Origin of the sequence: Thiorhodococcus mannitoliphagus, from assembly GCF_010915725.1 — a bacterium.
Lineage (GTDB): Bacteria > Pseudomonadota > Gammaproteobacteria > Chromatiales > Chromatiaceae > Thiorhodococcus > Thiorhodococcus mannitoliphagus.
Genome location: NZ_JAAIJR010000010.1, coordinates 42093 through 59729 on the forward strand (window position 1 = coordinate 42093; position 17637 = coordinate 59729).

Annotated in this window: 14 protein-coding genes and 1 pseudogene; 9 read left to right on the forward strand and 6 right to left on the reverse strand. The window is 63.5% G+C overall.

Translation table 11 applies throughout. From position 1 onward, the window contains the following. Nucleotides 1–97 precede the first annotated feature (97 nt). From G3480_RS04055 to G3480_RS04065, 3 genes and pseudogenes are all read left to right on the forward strand, one after another. Nucleotides 98–682 carry an FGGY family carbohydrate kinase gene (locus tag G3480_RS04055; RefSeq protein ID WP_164652395.1) on the forward strand — a complete coding sequence of 195 codons (585 nt, stop codon included), beginning with the start codon at nt 98–100 and terminating at the stop codon, nt 680–682. Beyond that, a pseudogene (locus G3480_RS28200) lies at nt 637–744 on the forward strand (hypothetical protein); the annotation flags it as partial. The gene G3480_RS04055 and the pseudogene G3480_RS28200, both read left to right, overlap by 46 nt. A gap of 850 nt (nt 745–1594) precedes the next feature. Then, the gene (locus G3480_RS04065) at nt 1595–2623 is read left to right on the forward strand and encodes a sodium:calcium antiporter (RefSeq protein WP_164652397.1); all 1029 of its coding nucleotides are present in this window, start codon (nt 1595–1597) and stop codon (nt 2621–2623) included. Nucleotides 2624–2797: 174 nt separating this feature from the next. Here G3480_RS04065 and G3480_RS04070 read toward each other — a convergent pair whose 3' ends face one another. Beyond that, on the reverse strand, nt 2798–3610 hold the full coding sequence (locus G3480_RS04070; protein ID WP_164652398.1) for a metallophosphoesterase family protein: 813 nt from the start codon (nt 3608–3610) through the stop codon (nt 2798–2800). A 14-nt stretch (nt 3611–3624) separates the two neighbouring features. Next, complete coding sequence (locus G3480_RS04075) at nt 3625–4602, reverse strand: diacylglycerol/lipid kinase family protein (RefSeq protein ID WP_164652399.1); 978 nt, start codon at nt 4600–4602, stop codon at nt 3625–3627. Nucleotides 4603–5325: 723 nt separating this feature from the next. Between G3480_RS04075 and G3480_RS04080 the strand changes: the two genes are divergently transcribed. Together G3480_RS04080 and G3480_RS04085 are read left to right on the forward strand one after the other, a co-directional pair. After that, a complete protein-coding gene (locus G3480_RS04080; RefSeq protein WP_240905575.1) occupies nt 5326–7962 on the forward strand; it encodes a mechanosensitive ion channel domain-containing protein in 2637 nt (878 codons plus the stop codon). A 127-nt stretch (nt 7963–8089) separates the two neighbouring features. Continuing rightward, a complete protein-coding gene (locus G3480_RS04085; protein ID WP_164652400.1) occupies nt 8090–8311 on the forward strand; it encodes a hypothetical protein in 222 nt (73 codons plus the stop codon). Nucleotides 8312–8437: 126 nt separating this feature from the next. Here G3480_RS04085 and G3480_RS28890 read toward each other — a convergent pair whose 3' ends face one another. After that, entirely contained in the window at nt 8438–9799 is a 1362-nt protein-coding gene (locus G3480_RS28890; protein WP_276611668.1) for an SEC-C metal-binding domain-containing protein, read from the reverse strand. Between the two features lie 322 nt (nt 9800–10121). Between G3480_RS28890 and G3480_RS04095 the strand changes: the two genes are divergently transcribed. From G3480_RS04095 to G3480_RS04115, 4 genes are all read left to right on the forward strand, one after another. After that, a complete protein-coding gene (locus G3480_RS04095; RefSeq protein ID WP_164652401.1) occupies nt 10122–10430 on the forward strand; it encodes a hypothetical protein in 309 nt (102 codons plus the stop codon). A 928-nt stretch (nt 10431–11358) separates the two neighbouring features. Continuing rightward, nucleotides 11359–13134, forward strand: coding sequence for a BCCT family transporter (locus tag G3480_RS04105; RefSeq protein WP_164652402.1), 1776 nt, complete (start codon nt 11359–11361; stop codon nt 13132–13134). Further along, complete coding sequence (locus tag G3480_RS04110; protein WP_164652403.1) at nt 13131–14081, forward strand: glycine betaine ABC transporter substrate-binding protein; 951 nt, start codon at nt 13131–13133, stop codon at nt 14079–14081. The genes G3480_RS04105 and G3480_RS04110 overlap by 4 nt, the downstream gene beginning before the upstream one ends. Nucleotides 14082–14110: 29 nt before the next feature. After that, nucleotides 14111–14794, forward strand: coding sequence for a S1 family peptidase (locus G3480_RS04115; RefSeq protein ID WP_164652404.1), 684 nt, complete (start codon nt 14111–14113; stop codon nt 14792–14794). A 30-nt stretch (nt 14795–14824) separates the two neighbouring features. Here the strand turns inward: G3480_RS04115 and G3480_RS04120 are convergent, their stop codons facing one another. The 3 genes from G3480_RS04120 to G3480_RS04130 form a co-directional block, all read right to left on the reverse strand. Then, nucleotides 14825–15313, reverse strand: a complete 489-nt coding sequence (locus tag G3480_RS04120) for a hypothetical protein (RefSeq protein WP_206171485.1) — start codon at nt 15311–15313, stop codon at nt 14825–14827. Between the two features lie 199 nt (nt 15314–15512). Continuing rightward, nucleotides 15513–15905, reverse strand: a complete 393-nt coding sequence (locus tag G3480_RS04125; protein WP_164652405.1) for a DUF302 domain-containing protein — start codon at nt 15903–15905, stop codon at nt 15513–15515. A gap of 290 nt (nt 15906–16195) precedes the next feature. Next, nucleotides 16196–17635, reverse strand: coding sequence for a mechanosensitive ion channel family protein (locus G3480_RS04130; RefSeq protein WP_164652406.1), 1440 nt, complete (start codon nt 17633–17635; stop codon nt 16196–16198). Between the last annotated feature and the right edge of the window lie 2 nt (nt 17636–17637).

Consider the following 17637-nt stretch of genomic DNA (forward strand, 5'->3'; position numbering starts at 1 on the left):
GCAATTTGCATAAAACCGACTAGATTGATCAGAGATCGCTTCTGTTGACCGAATGCCGAGCATGGCGACAGACCGCCCGATGAGGAGGTGAGTCACAATGAACGAGGGCTATGCACTCTCGATCGACCAGGGCACCACGGGATCGACGGTGCTCATCTTCGACCATGAGGGTCAGGTGCGCAGCCGCGCCTACTCCGAATTCACTCAGCACTATCCCAAGCCCGGCTGGGTCGAGCACGATGCCGAGGAGATTGTCCTGGTCACCTTCAAGGTGATCGCCGAGGCCATCCGCAATTCAGACATCCGTGCCAGCGACATCCAGGCAATCGGCATCACCAATCAGCGCGAGACGGTCGTCCTCTGGGACCGCAAGACCGGGCGGTCGGTTGCGCATGCCATCGTCTGGCAGGACCGCCGCACGGCCCGCTATTGCGACCAGCTCAAGGAGCAGGGCCATGAGGAGATGTTTCGACGCAAGACCGGGCTCGTCATCGACCCCTACTTCTCCGGCACCAAGGTCAAGAGGCGTACATGCACCAGGCGATGCTCATGGCCCTCGACAGCTACACCTCGCCCGAGTCGATCGAGCAGCTCTCCAGCCGACTCTGGCGCCGCTATGACCAGCAGGCCTTCGAGCTGCTCGCCCAGATTCGCGAGGACCCGCGCCAGACCGAGGTCCTGATCAAGGGCACCGATTACCTTCGCTGCGAGATCCAGCTCGCCCGCCGCCCGGAGATGATCGTCCGGCTCGAAGACTTTCTGCGTCGGCGCTCCAGGATCGCGCTGGTGGTGCGGCACGAGGTCATCCGTAGATGCCGAGGGGCTGATGGATGCCTGCCAGATCCTCTTCGGCGACGCGGCCCAGGCAAGGTACAACGAGTATTTCGGCGCTCGGGAGCAGGCGGGCGATCAGGAGCTGCGTCGCTACGGATAGCGGCTGGAGTGGCAGACAGGCATCCGCAGCGCGCTGATGCGCACGACCCAAAGAGAGAAAGGGGAGGGCTCTACGCATGAATCCATTCCTCGGCGAGCTGATCGGCACCGCGCTCTTCATCCTGCTCGGCAATGGGCGCCCCGGCCGACTGGCTCTCGCGTCCGGGCGCGCCCAAGCCCAAACTGGCCGACGAGGAAGGGCAGGGCAGGACGGTCGCTTACGCAACCCTTCTGCAGGCCTGGCGGGATGGCAAGACCAGTGTCTGATGACGAATGGAGCGCATCGCTCCGACCGCAACGCCGGGTCGGGCGCAATGATCATCTGGCCGCGCGAGAATCTGGCCCCTGTGCTCGCGACTATGCTGCCCAGGATCATCGTGCTCGGCGGCTTCCTCTATCTGAGCCAGGGTCATCTCTCAACTTCCCCCCTTTGGCAAAGGGGGGCTAGGGGGGATTTCGGGCGGCAGCGCTCGTATCAGAAAACAATTGATGGACACTTGCTTACTCGATGAGGCGCTGGATGCCATGCTCACTGATAAATGCTGGATCGCCCCGCTGAGCCGCGGTTCGAGCGCATCCTCTGGAGCTGCCTGGATGGGTTAGCCACCTCCGGACGCATTGAGCGCATGCACGGCATTGGGCGCAGAGATCAGGAGGCAGTTTGACTGAGCTTTCACTCACCGCGACCTTGACCATCTTCTTTCTCGGTGCCGCCGTCATTGCGGCCGTCGGGGTAAGGCTCACACGGTTCGCAGATGAACTCGCGGACCTGACCGGACTCGGGGAGGCCGTCTTCGGGGCCGTCTTGCTCGGTGCGAGCACCTCCTTTCCCGGGATCGTCGCCTCGGTCACCGCGGCTGCATCCGGGCATGCGGAGCTGGCCGTCGGCAATGCCGTTGGCGGCATCGCCGTGCAGACGGTATTTCTCGTGGCCGCCGACCTCGCGTACCGGCGCGCGAACCTGGAGCACGCGGCGGCCTCGCTGCCGAATCTGATCAGCGCCGCCTTGCTGTGTGGTCTCCTGGCCTTGCCGCTCATGGCCTCCAACGGGCCGAACTTCACCCTGCTTGGCATGCACCCCGTCTCCTTCCTGCTGCTCGCGATCTACATTTTCGGTCTGCGCATCGCCTCAGAAAGCCGCGATACGCCTGGCTGGCGACCCGTTCGGACCCGAGACACGCTGGAGGACAATCCCAAGACGCCCTTGGCGAGAAAGGGCGGCGCGCGGCGGCTCTGGGCGGGATTCGCGGCCAGCGTTGCCCTGGTTGGCGTCGCCGGCTGGCTGGTCGGGATCGCGGGCCTAGCGCTGGTCCAGCACACGGGTCTCTCTGAGACGCTGGTCGGGAGTCTCTTCACTGCGACGGCGACCTCGCTGCCGGAGTTGGTCACTGCGGTCGCGGCGGTTCGTCAGGGGGCTTTGACGCTGGCCGTGGCCGGCATCATCGGGGGCAATACCTTCGACGTGCTCTTCCTGGTCTTTGCCGACGCAGCCTATCGCGAGGGCTCCATCTATCATGCGATGGGGACGCAGTCTCAGTTCCTTATCAGTCTTTCGATTCTGCTGACAGCCATCCTGCTGCTGGGGCTGATCCGCCGCGAGCGGCGCGGTGTCGCCAACATCGGTTTCGAGAGCGTCGCCGTGCTCTGCTTCTATCTTCTCGGGCTCGCTGTCCTCGTCTTCGGGCGATAGCGACAGCTGGGAGTCGTGTGCGCTCCACCGGACGCACGCAACAGCCCTGTGGCGGACGCGCTCTGGCTGACGCCTCGGTCGAGGTCCAGCGCCAAGCCGGATAGCGCCGAGGGTCATTCAATGTGAGGCGTGCCGTCATGCGCAGCCTGCTCGTCGAAGCATGGTTGGCCTTGTTCAGCGGGTACCACCGTCGATCTGGGTGGCGGTCCAGTCGAGCACCGGACGCCGGAAGAGCGAACGCCGGGCGACGGCGAATCCAACGCCGTCCCAGTGCATGGCGTCGATCTGAATCCGATGCGGGGATGCCTCGATGCGATTGAATGCGTTCGGCTCACCCTTGTGGCGGCTGGAGATGGCGGTGCCAGCCTGGGCGACGACCATGCCGCCGGCGATGCCGGCATAGCCCTGATGCAGGTGGCCGCCGAGAATGAGGTCGATCCGCGCCGAGCGCAGCCCGCTCAGGGCGCGGTTGGCGCGACCCACTAGGCCGCGTCGGCGCATGGCGGCGGACAGCAAGAAGGGGTGATGGGCGATCAGGATGCGGAGCGCGTTCGGGTCAGCGCCGCTTGCGAGCCGCGCGATGCGGGCCAACTGATCCGGGTTGATCCGGCCCCGCGACCAGTCGAGATGCAGGCCCCAGCGTCGTGCCGTCTTGACCCCGATCGCGATGAAATCCTGTTCTGCGATGCAGGGCTCCAGCTCGCTTGATAGGTGGCGCCGCCAATCGCGCCAGGGATGTAGGAAGCGTCGCAGCGGGTGCCAGCCGGGGAGATCGTGATTGCCCGGCACCACCAGCACCGGTTCGGGCAGCCTGCGCAGGAACTCCGCCGCGGCGGCGAATTCTCGCGGCCGGGCGCGTTGGGTCAGATCGCCGCTCAGTGCGACCAGCGCCGGTTGCATCCGGAGGATCTCCTCGCTCAAGGCGTCGGCGAGTCGAGGCAGATGGGCTCCGAAATGCAGATCGGAGATATGGGCGATGCGAATCATTGCGTCGCGCCCTCTCATGTCGGTGAGGTCACGGGCACGAGCATCGCGACGGCGTCTGGTTTGATCGAGAAGCGCAGCGGCGTCTTGAGCCGTCGGATTTCGCCATCCAGCATGACCGTGATCGCACCGCGCCCGGAGACCGCGAGGCTCGCCTCGGAGGTGGTCGCGGTTAGCAAGGCGTCGTCGGCCTGCCAACTGCCCAGCATGAGCCGGGTGAGCAGACGCGCGAGTTCGCGGGCCGACGTCTTGCGCACCGCGTAGATGCCGAGGACGCCGCCATCGAGACGCATGCGGCGGGGCAGGGGCCCGAAGGAGGCGTCGAGCAGATTGCTGGTGACCACGACCGTGCGCGAGCGCAGTCGCTCTCGGCCCGCCCCAGTGACCAGCGTCATGCGCCGATGCGGGTAGCTCCGCAGCAACCTCAGGGCGCGCCAAAGCAGCTTGGGCCAGCGTTGCCAGGGGGGCGTCCGCCGCTCGCGCTCGCGCCAGCGTGCCACCAGGGGGCCGACGCCGACCATGCAGGCGCAGAGAAAGGACTCGCCGTTGACGCAGCCAATGTCGACGGTCTGGACGCGAGCATCCAACAGGGCAGTGACCGCATCCTCCAGATCGAGCGGGATGCCGAGGTCCTTGGCCATCCAGTTCATGGTGCCGCGCGGGATGATCCCGATGGGCACGCGATGTCCGTCCAGTGCCTCGACGACACTGAGCAGCGTGCCGTCGCCTCCTGCCACATAGATCGCGCGCACATCCTCCCCGAGGGCGTCGTGCAGCGACTCGGCGAGGGTATCTGGCGCGAATGCAATGACCTGGACCTCGATATCACGCTCGCCCAGGCGCTGATTCAAGAGACCCAGCACTGGATCAACAGCGTTCGGATCGGCGTTTCCAGACGCTGAGTTGATCACCGCCAAGACGCGTGAGCCTGTCTGTGTTGAGCCTGTCTGCGTTGAGACTGCAGGCTTGGCCGGGAGCGATTCAGGTGGAGGCATGGGCGGGCTGGCTCCGGTGGCGAAGGAATTGAGTTGTTGCGGCACAGCATCTGTCATGGCGCGTCAGTCTGAGGCGTGGAAGCAGGTCATGAGATGTCGTCTCGGGAGGACGGTGCACAGGGGGCCAGTGTTCGTCTCGGCATGTCTCATCGCCTTCTCGTTTCACTTGATTGATCATAGTGATAGCAATCGCTGGGCCAGCCTTTTCAGCAATAAGACTGACTTTGATTTGCCGGTCCCGCGACCTGCGGGAGATGCCCCGCTCAATGGTGCTAATCCCCCATCCTTGAGGTGGACGCACTACTCTGGTGAAACAGCCGCACTCAACGCCTGCTCAGTGACCGCGAGATTCAGGTTCTGGGTGTCGCGGTTCAGCCAATCAGTCTGGCGCCGCCTAGAGCCGGTGAGATCCCTCTCCGAGCGCGGTCCAGCGGTGCAATTGAACCGCGAGTGGTTGCAATGGCCCGATCGGCTGCACTGTCGCTGGTCCTATCCACCGTCTCTTCCCACTTGAGGGGAGCCTTGAGTCTTGCCAAGGTAGGCATCGACGTCCAGCTGCTCATGCGGGGCATCCTGGCATCCAGGATGCTTAAGTCGAAGTTCGCAGGGTTTCCGCGGACCGTCGCAATCACCACTTTCGTTGGCGTCGGCTGCCGCCGCTGAGCGGCTGCCTCTCATGGCTTTTGTCTGCGCCCTATCCATCACAAGTCTTGGAGATCGCTGATGTATCCTCACCGCGTTGCCTTCTGGTTGCTCTCCATCGCCCTTGCCCTGTTCATGATGGCTCCCGAGCTGCATGCCCAGGCCACCGCGACGACGCCCAAGGATAGCGGCGTCGAGACGAGCGCCGAGGCGACACCCTCCGCGCCAGAGGCGACACCCCCGCAGCCAGACGCGGCCGGATCCCAAACCGGGGTCGATCCGGCGCGCGTCGGTCTGGCGGGTCTTGGTGTTCCGCTCGTGACCGCAGAGGACTTCGAGCGCGCCTCCACGTTGATCGACGCGCGCATCACGGACATCGAGAAGACCGATCACAGCGATGCGCAGGCCCCTGTCTCGGCTGCGCAGGGTGAAGCCGTTACGGCCGATCCCAGAATCGCGCCCCTGCAGGCATTGAGACTCGAGGTTCAGCGTCGGGCCGCCCTGGTTGGTCGGCTTCAGGAGGCGCAGGACGCGCTGACGGACCTGCAAGAGCAGCGCGCGACACTCAAGAAAGCGGGGCTTGCGACCAAACCGCCCTACGGCATCACGCTCTTGGACCAATTTCGCTCCGAGCAGCGTTCGAGCGAGCACGATGCCGAAGCGGCTGAGCGGGCCGTCGCCATGGCAAAACAGCAGATCGCCGCCGCCGAGGCGAAGGTCGCGCAGGCCAATGAAAGGCGACGGCGCATCCGCGACCAAGTCGAGCAGGCCGAGGCCGGTGCGGATTCAGGGGCGCTGGCGCGTCAGTTGGAGGCCGCCAGGCTGAGCGCTCTCGCCGCGTATTTCCGTCAAGAGGCAGCGAGCAGGGAGCTGGAGTTGGCGCAGCGGCAAGACGACCTGGCACGCCAACGCCTGAGCCTGCTGGCGTCCAAGGTCGAGCGCGTGAAGGCGCATCTGGTCTTCACCCAGGCGGCCTTGGATGAGCAGCTCAAGGCGCTCGATGGGCGGGAGAAGGACGCCCGTGAACGCATCAGCGCCCTCGAAGAGGCGAGCAATACGGCCGAGGGGGCCTTGTTCGAGGCGCGGCGACGCCTGCGGCACACCACAGCCGAGCAGGACAAGGACCTCCTTCAGGCGCGGGTTGCGGCGCGTGAGGCGGAGCTGGCGGCCGCGCGCCAAGGGATCGAATACCTCAATCAGATCGTCACTGACATCGCCGCGGCGCGAACCCTCTGGCAGCGGCGCTATGCCTTGATGCAGGACGACGCGCCGGCGGCGCCCGCCAGTTGGCTGAGCGGCACAGACGCCATCCTCGACGCGATCACGGAAGAAACCCAATACATCCAGGCCAGGATCGCCTCGCTGCGATCCATACAGCTGACATTGACGCAGCGCCTTGGCGAGCCGCGCCTCGACCCGGAGATGCGCACGGCCATTCAACAGCGCCAGGCGGCCCTCGACCAGCAGGAAGGGCTGGCCGAGCAGCTGCTGGCCTTCGAGGATCAGCTGCGCGCCTTGGCCCAGCAATTCAGGGCTGAGCTGACGGCCGCGGCGCGCGCGCGCACCTTTGCTCAGCGCCTGGACGCGCTCGTGGTGCGTCTGAGCGGCTGGTGGAATCAAGAACTCTTCGTCTTCCAGGACCAGGGTTTCTATCTGCGCGACATGGTCACGGGCGGGCTGGTGTTCGTGCTCGTCCTCGCCATCGTCTCCTTCCTCAAGACCCTGTTGCGTCGCACCGTCCTGCCGCGTCTGAACAACGCGGCGCGCGGGGACGAGCGGGCGCCGCGCGCGCTGGTGCTGGCGTTCATCCGCAACACCAGCCAGCTCTTCGTCCTGGCCGTTGCCTTTTATGCGGCGATGGCGACCTCCGGCTTGGCACAGGGTCAGCTTCAGGGCTGGCTCTGGTCGGTGCTGGTGGTGGTGACCTGGCTCCAGGTCGGTCTCTGGGCCAGCGCCGGCGCGGTCGATCTCATCCAGCGCCAACGCAGCCACCGCGAGCGGATCGATCCATCGGCGGTCACCGGCTTCGGCCTCATGCTCTTCTTCGCCCGGGTCGGTATCTGGATGCTGGTGCTGGTCTCGGTGCTCTCCCATTTCGACTATCCCATCACCGGGTTGATCGGGGCGCTTGGCGTGAGCGGCATCGCCATCGCCTTTGCCGTGCAGAACATCCTGGCCGACGTCTTCAGCTCCATGGCCATCATTCTCGACAAGCCCTTTCGGGTCGGCGACTTCATCGTCACCGGCGAGACCCTGGGCGTGATCGAGCAGATTGGCGTCAAGACCACCCAGATCCGCAGCCTCTCGGGCGAGCAGGTCATCATGTCCAATACCGAGCTGCTCAACAGCCGCATTCACAACTTCAAGCGCATGCGCGAGCGCCGCGTGGTCTTCAAACTTGGCGTCGTCTACCAGACCCCGCCGGAGATGCTCGAGCGCATCCCGGCGATGATCGAGGCGATCGTGCGGGGCCAGGCGCGCGCCCGTTTCGATCGCGCACACTTCTTCGAGTACGCCGATTTCGCACTCACGTTTGAGGTCGTCTATTACGTTCAGGGGGCCGACTACAACCTCTACATGGATATCCAGCAGGCGATCAATCTGGCCATCTACCGGGCCTTCCGTGAAGCCGGCGTGGAGTTCGCCTATCCGACGCAGGAGCTTATCCTGCGGCGCGGGCAGGGGATGGCGAAACCTGCGTTTGACGAGGGGCGTTAGAGTGCCTGCGGTTGCCCTGGCGTCCGACGGTGCGGCCGGTCCGTTTGTCCCCATTTCCCCTTGGATTGTCCGCCATACTGCCTCTTGCGAAAATTCGGGCAACCCCACGAGCCATAGGTCGATCTCCATGCAGATCGAAGTCGATGTTTCCGCAGATGGTGTGCTTACGGCGCGCCTGCCGCAGCGTTTTCGCGGCAAGCATGTCCGTGTCCGCATTGAGGAGGAGGTCCTGCCGCGACGCCGCGACATGGGGCGGGCGGCACGCCGCCACCTGATGGATGCCTGCTATGAGTTGGATACCAGCTTCGAGACGCTCTTCAATCGCTACCAAAAGAGTCTGAGTCAGTGAGCGGACTCCGAGACATCTGCCACCACCGAACTCGGCCGTATCCTCAGCTACACCGATACCCTGGACGAGGAAACCGAGGCTCCTTACCCAAGCGTCCATGATCCAAGGCCATCGGCATCGCGTCGTTCAAGATGGAAAGACCTTGAACGCCTTACCCTCAATGCCCTCCCGCCGAAGGTCAGTGCTTACCGATTTCCACATCTCTTCGCACCAGCGCTGCAAATCGGCACCTAGTTCTGCGGAGATGAAGTCGCGCTGAGCGAGGTACTCGCCAAACCAGTACATGGCGTTGATCGAGCCCAGTGCCTTCGTTGGATCCATTGAGAAGATAAACTGGGCATTTTGGGCCAGGGTTTGGTCAACAAGCTGTTTGGTGAAGGTGAATGGCTGCCGTGGTCGCTTGCCGCGTGGAGTGCTTCTCAACAAGTACCACAACACCTGCTGACGGTAGAACTGGGCCTTCATCCAACTGAAACCCTTTTCTCTGTGCAGCCATCCCATGAAGTTGAGGGTGGCGGTGCTGTGGAACTGGGCAACATCCTTCGTCGTGCGAAAGCTGTCGAGGAAGCTCGCGTCGAGATCACCGACGATCTGATCGAGTCTCGTCTCCAGACTCTTGGGGTCGTACCAATGCTCACGCAGCGGCGTCCGCAGTGCCTTGAGTCGTTCGATGAGTGGCTCTGGGTTGGCGCGATCACCGCCCCTGTCGAGGTAGTCCGTGCAATAGGCATAGACCAGAATGTCCAGTGCCTCGTCCCCTCCGATAACCTGGGTTGATCGTATAAGTGGGTCATAGATCGCTTCCAGGAGATCCACGAGCGTCTCGTCGCGCTCGCTCACCATGAGGAAATTGATCACTCCGAACAGGAAGTCCGGGTCGGCATCTGGATATTCCTTGAACAACTCCAGATAGACCTGGATGTCGGCGCCGGAGCCCTGCTCGATGAGGCTGTAGGCGATGATGTCCCGATCGAAGTAGGCGAAGTGCTTGAGGTAGGTCGCCGGAAAGGTCTGGCGGAGATGCTTCAGGAACTCGATGTAGTCGCCGGTTCGGTCGAGCCTGATAAGCTTTGCGCCCAGCTCGAAGAGGGCCTCTTCCACCCCAAGGTTCTCGACCAGATCCGGGTGGGCTTGGAAAAACGCGTGCAGATGATGGAGAACCTGGTCCGGATCCTTCGCCATCTCATCGTATTCGGACCACCATGCCTCGACCAGGGCTTGCTCTTCCTCGTCGATCTCCGGCATCTCCTTGTCGATGGTCTTGGAGACATAGGGCTCCACGTCGCTTCCGGGCGATTCCTCGAAATCTTCGATTAAATCAATCTCATCGAATGCGTCATCGACGATGGGGGAGTCTTCGAACAGCGCCCCGATATCATCCGTTTTTGTATTTTCGAGGTGCTTTTTCTCGTCTTTCGCGAGGCAGCATTTCTTGTATTTCTTGCCGCTGCCACAGGGGCAGGGGTCATTTCTTCCAACTTTGCTCATGAGTAGGATAGGTTCTCGCTGTCGATTTTTTGCTATTAAACCGCGTCCAACGCGAATTGAGTAATCTTCATTAGTTCGGAGCGACCGTCCGCTCAGGAGTCGCGGCGGCGCTTCGGCGGGCATCTTAGTCGGTCGATCAGCGCATAACATCGCGCCGGGCAGGCTGCGGGCGGGCTCGGCGTGAGCCAGGGTCGGTCCTGTTTCCAGAGATGGAACCGATCACGAGACACTCCGTCACCGATGGTCGCACACAGCATTGTGTTCGACCGTCGAATACATAGACGCACCTGCCGAAGACCCAAGGGTCTCCAGCGAGGAGGTGATGTTCATTAACGCAGCCTTTGAGACCGCCAAGGAGGAGAAGCCGCTAGTGCTCAACGAAGCCCTGGTCGCCATGAACGCTCAGCTTACGGAAAAGATCCGCGCGCTGGAAGAGATCAACGACGATCTCAACAACCTCCTGGTGAGCAGTGGGATGCCCACCCTGTTTCTCGATCCGCGCCTGCGCTACCGGATCCAGAAATACGGATTCAAGGGTCATGAGCCACAGGGCGAGGACGTCAAGGCAAAGCGGCGTGGGAGGGGCGGTCCGCCGGGATCTCCGCCATCGATCCGGCCGTCTCTTGCGTGATCGCTGTCGCCGAGCCGGCTTGGTCGACGTCCATGGTCGCTCCCCGGGCGTTTGCCGCGAGTCCAAACATCGCGATTAGGCCGACGATCAAGGCTCGGTTCAGGAAGGTGTTCATCTCGGTTCTCCTCAGGGTCTTGGGGTGAGTCTCGAGCGAATGCGCATCGCGGCTCGGCCGGGAACCCGGTCCTCCGGTTGCGTTGTTGGAAGAAGCTGTGAACGTAAAGCAAAAAACAAGCCAATATTAGCGGAGCGCCGTCTAGCGCTGGTCGGCGCGGGAAACAAGGGGGCGTGGGAAACGGGGAAAGAGGCCGCCGCGCGCGGGGCGGTGGTTGTTAACAACCATAAGAGTGGGTAATAACCACCGTGCCTTTCTGTCGTGCATCGCCCATCTCAAGATCGGCAATCGACCGTTGGGCGGCATGCTGAAAGGTCGGGTCACGGCTGCCATTGCCGCGATATGGGTGACGGTCGCGGTCGGCATCTCGCTTGTTGCTCTGACAGGGGGCGCGGGTGGTCCGAACCGGGTCGAGACTCATCATCCGCTCCCTCTGACTCACCCTCGACGAACTCGACCGGATGTGGATTCCGGTGGTCCGGGATTGGCGGTTGAACGAGCGCCACTAGGGCGCGTTGCAGGGTCTCGGCAAGACCGAAACGGCCACGCGATAGGGTGGGGCGCAGGTCCACCGCTGGCGTCGCGGCTTCGCGATCGCCGCCGCCGAGGATGACGCCGCCTGCTGGCATGCGCGTCTCGCAACCAGGATCTGGAAGGCTTCTTGGGGCTTGGAATTGCTGGCGATCCGGACAGGTCGCGGGGCGGCTGGGGGGTGAGAAACAGTGCTCAGACTGTTAGGCTGTCCGCAATCCCGACAGATGACAGGCTGCCCTTAGCCGAGCTAAACCACAGATCCGAATCAGGTACGAGACCATGCGCGACAACGAAACAAGCCCCGCCGATGAACGCCAAACGGGGCTTTTCAAGCTCGACGTCCATCCCTGGGTGTTCTTCAGCTCCGCAGCGATCATCGTGCTCTTTGTCGGCCTGACCATCTTTTTCGAGAGTACCGTCGACAACCTGTTCAACCTGGTCCAGGGGGCGGTGTCGAAATACGCCGGTTGGTTCTTCGTCGGCACCATGAACCTGATCCTGATCTACGTGGTTTCCTTGCTGTTCGGGCGCTTCGGCGACATCCGCCTCGGCGGCGAGGGCGCCAAGCCGGAGTTCTCGACGATCGGCTGGTTCGCCATGCTCTTCAGTGCCGGCATGGGCATCGGACTGTTGTTCTACGGCGTCGCCGAGCCGATGTTCCATTACGTCGCCTCGCCGATGGCCGAGCCCGGCACGCCCAAGGCGGCGCGCGTCGCGATGGACTTCACCTTTCTGCACTGGGGCCTGCACCCCTGGTCGATCTACGCCCTGGTCGGGCTCGCGCTCGGGTTCTTCGCCTTCAACAAGGGGCTCCCGCTGTCGATCCGCTCGGTGTTCTATCCGCTGCTCGGCGAGCGTATCTATGGACCGATCGGCAATGTGATCGACATCATGGCCACGGTCGCGACCATGTTCGGTGTGGCGACCTCGCTGGGGCTCGGGGTGCAGCAGGTCAACGCCGGTTTGAGTCATCTGCTCGACTTCATCCCTCAGAATGCCAGTGTGCAACTGGTCCTCATTGCCGGAATCACCACGATTGCGACCTGGTCGGTGGTGCGCGGACTGGATTCCGGCATCAAGTTCCTGAGTCAGCTCAACGTGGTGGTCGCCGCCGTGCTGATGTTCTTCGTGCTCTTGTTCGGGCCGACGCTGTTCATCCTCAATGCCTTCATCGAGAACCTCGGCGTCTACGTCCAGAACTTCGCCTCCCTGAGCACCTGGAACGAGACCTACAACGACACCGATTGGCAAAACGGCTGGACCGTCTTCTACTGGGGATGGTGGATCGCCTGGTCCCCGTTCGTGGGGATGTTCATCGCCCGCGTCTCCTACGGGCGCACCATCCGCGAGTTCATCAAGGGGGTGTTGCTGGTGCCGACCCTGGTGACCTTCCTGTGGGTCACCGTCTTCGGCGATACCGCGCTGCACATCGAGATGTTCGGCGACGGCGGACTGGCCAAGGCGGTGCAGGAGAACATCCCGGTCTCGCTGTTCGTGATGCTCGAGGACCTGCCGCTGAGCGAGATCTCATCGGTGGTCGCCATCATCGTGATCATCACCTTCTTCGTCACCTCGTCCGACTCCGGCTCGCTGGTCATCGACATCATCACCGCCGGCGGCAATACCGAGCCACCCGTGATTCAGCGCGTGTTCTGGGCCGTTCTGGAGGGTGCCGTCGCTGCCGCGCTCCTGCTGGGCGGCGGCCTGGTCGCACTGCAGACCGCCGCGATCTCCACCGGGCTTCCGTTCGCCATCATCCTGCTCGGCATGTGCTGGTCGCTGCACCTAGGGCTGGTTCACTACAAGACAGGGCAGGGCTTCGAACTCGGGGTTCAAGGCTATCAGGGACCCGAGTTCAAGACCCATGCCACGCGCAAGATGCCGACCTTCGGCCGGCGTCAGTTCTGGTTGACCGAGGCGCTGCATCGCCGCACCGGGGTGGCGATGCGTCCTCGACTCAGCCCCAGCCCCAGCGCCGCTTTCCAGATCGAGGGCGCCGGCGCTCGAAGCGAATCGATCCACCCCACCGAGACGCGGACGGGAGGCAAGGCATGATCGTCAGGACGATTCACCGGCTCGGCGACACCCTGAGCCGCTGGAAACGCGCGGGCCTGCTCGCGGCCCTGATGTCGGCCGCCGCCTGCGCGCCCGCCGCCGACGTGCCGACCCTGCGTATCGCCTATGTGGACTGGTCCTCGTCCGTGGCGAGCGCCAATGTGGTCTGCGCGGTCCTTCGCGAACGGCTCGGCCATCCGTGCGAGCTGATCGAGACGACCGCCGATGCCATGTGGCGCATGGTGGCCGACGGCGAGGCCGATGCGTTGCTGTCCGCCTGGCTGCCCGCGACCCATGCCGGGTACTTCGCCGAGTACGGAGATCGGCTCGCGGATCTCGGTCCCAATCTTGTCGGAACACGAACCGGACTCGTCATCCCCGCCGTCGGCGTTGGGCGTCAGACCGGCGGTCGCGGCGAGCGCACCCAGCCGGCGCTGGACATCGACAGCATTGCCCAGTTGGCCGATCACCGGCAGGCGCTCGGCGGGCGCATCGTCGGGATCGATCCGGAGGCCGGCATCATGTCCGCGACCGAGCGCGCGCTCGATGCCTACGACCTCCAAGGCTTCCGGCTGATCAAGGGCTCGGAGACGGCGATGACCCAGGCGCTCGCGGACGCCATCGCGCGCAATGCCCCCATCGTCGTCACTGGCTGGGAGCCGCATTGGATGCTCGGACGCTGGTCGCTGAAGTTTCTGGATGATTCCAAGAATGTCTATGGCGGGCGCGGGAGCATCCATACGCTGGTGCGCCCAGGCCTGGCGCAGCATGACCCCCAAGCCGAGGGCGTCTTGGACCGCTTCGAGTGGGACTCGCGGGCCATGGAGCAGCTGTTGGTCTGGATTCATCAGGACGACGGACGAGACCCTTATGCACAGGCGTTGCGGTGGATAGGGACCAATCCTCGGCGCGTGCAAGCCTGGATCGGCACCGACCTGGCCGATTGACGTCCGACTCGCGATCAGGAGCAATCCAAATGCTGCAAGGCACTAGCCAGAAATTTCGCGGAGGCTGTCTCATGCTGGTCCGCGACACCGAGGGAGCCGTGGGCTTTCTCGGAACCGCGTTTCTCGTCCATGGAAGTGGTTACCTGCTGACCGCCGCTCATCTGGTCTCCAAACCCGAGGGGCTGCTGGTCGTTGCGACCGCGAGCGGCGGCGAGTATCAGCCCATGACCTTCGATCGGGTCGCGGCCATCCCGGTCTCGATCGTCCAGCAGGACATCGCGCACGACGTGGCGCTGCTCAAGATGGAGCAGGAGATCGCGATCGGAGTTCCAGACGATTTCCTGGGCAGTGGCGCCAATGTGCGGCCCGGCGCCTCGCTCATGAGCCTCGGCTACGCCTTCGGGCACGAGCAATTGCATACGGCGCTCAGCGTCGGCAGCTTCGCGTCCGCCAAGATCCGTTCCCCGAACGACACGCAGCTCATTCTGTTCGACACCATGGTGCAGGACGGCGATACCGGAGGTCCGCTGATTCACGTCAGTGACGGCCACATCGTCGGCATCGTCAGCGGTCGCTTCGAGCCGGCCGAGGTCGTTCGCGGCAGCGCCGATTGGGAGCGACGCCCGGCGCGCGACACCAACATCTCGTTCGCTGTCGATATCGACTATGGCGTTGAGCTGATGCGTGCGGAGGGACTTTTCGAGCACGACTGAAAGCTGCTCCATCCGCCGATAGCCCCCTGGTTACACGTCGATTGAGCGCAGCCGCAGTGCGTTCGTGATGACCGAGACAGAGCTGAAGCTCATCGCGGCCGCGGCAATGATCGGCGAGAGCAGCAGACCAAAGACGGGATAGGGCACAGCGGCCGCGATGGGCACGCCGATGGCGTTGTAGACGAAGGCGAAGAACAGATTCTGGCGGATGTTGCGCATGACCGCGCGGCTCAGCCGTCGGGCGCCCAGGATGCCGCGCAGATCGCCCTTGACCAGGGTGACACCCGCGCTCTCCATGGCGACGTCGGCTCCGGCGCCCATGGCGATGGCGATGGCGATGGCGATGGCGACAAGCATGACCGTCCGGCCCTCGGCGCGCTGCGACTCGGCCTCCAGCGTGCCGGGCTCGATCCCGATCGAAGCGAGATAGCGACTGGTGCCGATGGCCATGCGGCGGCCCGCGACGAGGCCGCTGACGCCCCTTGCCGGTGCCGGACTCGAAGGTCTCGGTCTCGGCAAGCTTGAGGTCCTTGTCTTCAGCCCCCCGCACGATGGCCTCGGCCAAGGGGTGCTCACTGGCGCGCTCCAGGGATGAGTCATTGCTGGAGCCTGTCTCATCTCGGCCTCCTCGGCTGGTTGGATCATCGGTCTGGTCGCCCGGCCCCTCGCGCGGGCTCCTTCGCGGGGCGGGCGGTTGGGGCTGATGGGTCAAGTCACCTCAAGCAGGCGCAAGGGCGTCACGGACCCGTTCCATCCGTCCCTTGACCTCCGAGGCGAGTTCGGCGACCTCGGGCCTGCCCACCAGTTGCAGAACTGACTCAGGATCCATGAAGGCGACAACGATGGTGCCGTCGGCCTCTTCGCGCACGACCACATTGCAGGGCAGCAGCAGCCCGATGTCGGGCTCCGCCTCCAGTGCCCGATTGGCCAGCGGAGGATTGCAGGCACCGAGGATGCGGTAGGGCCGCTTCTCGACGCCCAGTTTTGCCTTCAGCGTGGCCTGGACGTCGATGTCGCTCAGGACGCCGAAACCCTCGCCCTTCAGGGCTGCGGTGACGCGGCCGACGGCCTCATCGAAGGGAATCTTCAGTGTTGTGGAAAATCCGTACATCGTATGCAACTCCTCTGTCGGTTGTGAAATAGGACGCCGCTATTCGGTCGACGCAGGTTGAGGCGGGGAGGGTGGGTGGTCAAGGGTCATGCCGTGATGATCTGCATTGATCTACATCCTGCAGACCGGACCAGTCAGCCGGCGCTGACGTCATTCGCCTGTCGTGCATGTCGATCTCTGGATCCTCATAGGGCTCTGAGAAAGAGGGCTCTGAGAAAAAGGGTTCTGAGAAAAACAGACTGATGAGAAAAAAGTGTCCTGGGAAAATCGCCGGTTCTGCTCTGCAGTCTTTATAGTTCGCGGGCGGCGTCCGCGCTCAACAAATTGTCCGCGGCGTCGTTGGCTCCGCTGGCCTTGACCTTGTCCTCGATCGTGTGGTCCACGGACACGTCCCCGGTGGCGACGGGATCGACAGCGTCGGCAGTGCGTCGCACCTCCGGCCGGCGCTCGGCGCATACCCCGGCGTCACGATCTGCGTTCGCCGCGGTGACCGAGCCGGCGTCGAACAGCCGTACCTTGTAGACCGGCTCCGGCATCACGATACCGGCACGGTCGAAGGCGGATTTCACCGCGCGGATCGCCTCGCTGCGGACTTTGAGGAAGTCGACCTGCAGCTGATCGATCCACGCATAACAGCGCAAAATCACATTGGAATCGCCCAGCGATTGTACGACGACGAGCGGTTTTGGATCCTGTAGCACGCCCGTCACCGCCAGCAGTGTGTTCAAGGCCAGCGATTGCGCCGCGGGCAGCTCTTGATCCGTGTCGACACCCACATCGAATTCGAAGCGGCGCTCCCGATTGCGGGTGTAGTTGACGATCACGGCCTTGAACACTGTCGCGTTCGGAATGCGAACGTGGTTGCCATCCGGAGACAGCAGGATCGTTGCACGCGAGGTCAGCTTGATCACGCTGCCTTGATGACCGTCGATATCGACGAAATCGCTGACCTCGAAGGGGTTGCGCAAGCTCAGCAGGATACTGGCGATATAATTTTCGACGGTGTCGCGCACCGCGAAGCCGACCGCTAAGCCGATGATCCCGGCCGCGCCAAGGATGGTGCCCAGCAACGCGGTTGCATCGAGCAGACTCAGCGCCATCACCAGCCCCGCGATCACAAAGGACACATGCGTGAGCTGTCCGAGCAAGTGGGCGATGAAGTGATTTGGCGCGATGCGTCGAAACACCCCCTGACGGGCCGCCAGCCATCGACCGGTGATCCAAAACAGCGCAAGGATGACGAGTGCGAGCAGAAACAGCGGCAAGCCGACCAAGACCTGCTGGGCGAGCCTGACGATCTTGGCCCACATCGCCCGCAGCCGTGGTTGCAGCTCACGGTTGACGCTGATGGTGTTCTCGACCTTCACGACGCCTTCGACTTTACGGGCAAACGCCAGCGCCATTGTCTCCGTCGCGGCCGATTCGACTTCGCCACTCAGGAACACGATTCCGCCGGAAACCCTGACCGACAACCCTTTCAATCCCTGGATCTCCGCGTAAATGACCTGCAGCCGCTTACGGATTTTCGCGTCGTCCTTCTCGGAGGTGCCCGCGGAGATCACCTGTTCGCTCGCTGTTGCCGCCTCTTCCTGCTTTCCAGTCAGCAAGTCGGTCAACTCGTCCGCTCGCGGTGAAGCGGCGATCAGGAGCCAGCCTGAAATCAAACCGACAACCAAGAGCCGGTATCCGATCATCGGAATCCATCCGTGCGGAACCTCGCCTTTGTGCATGC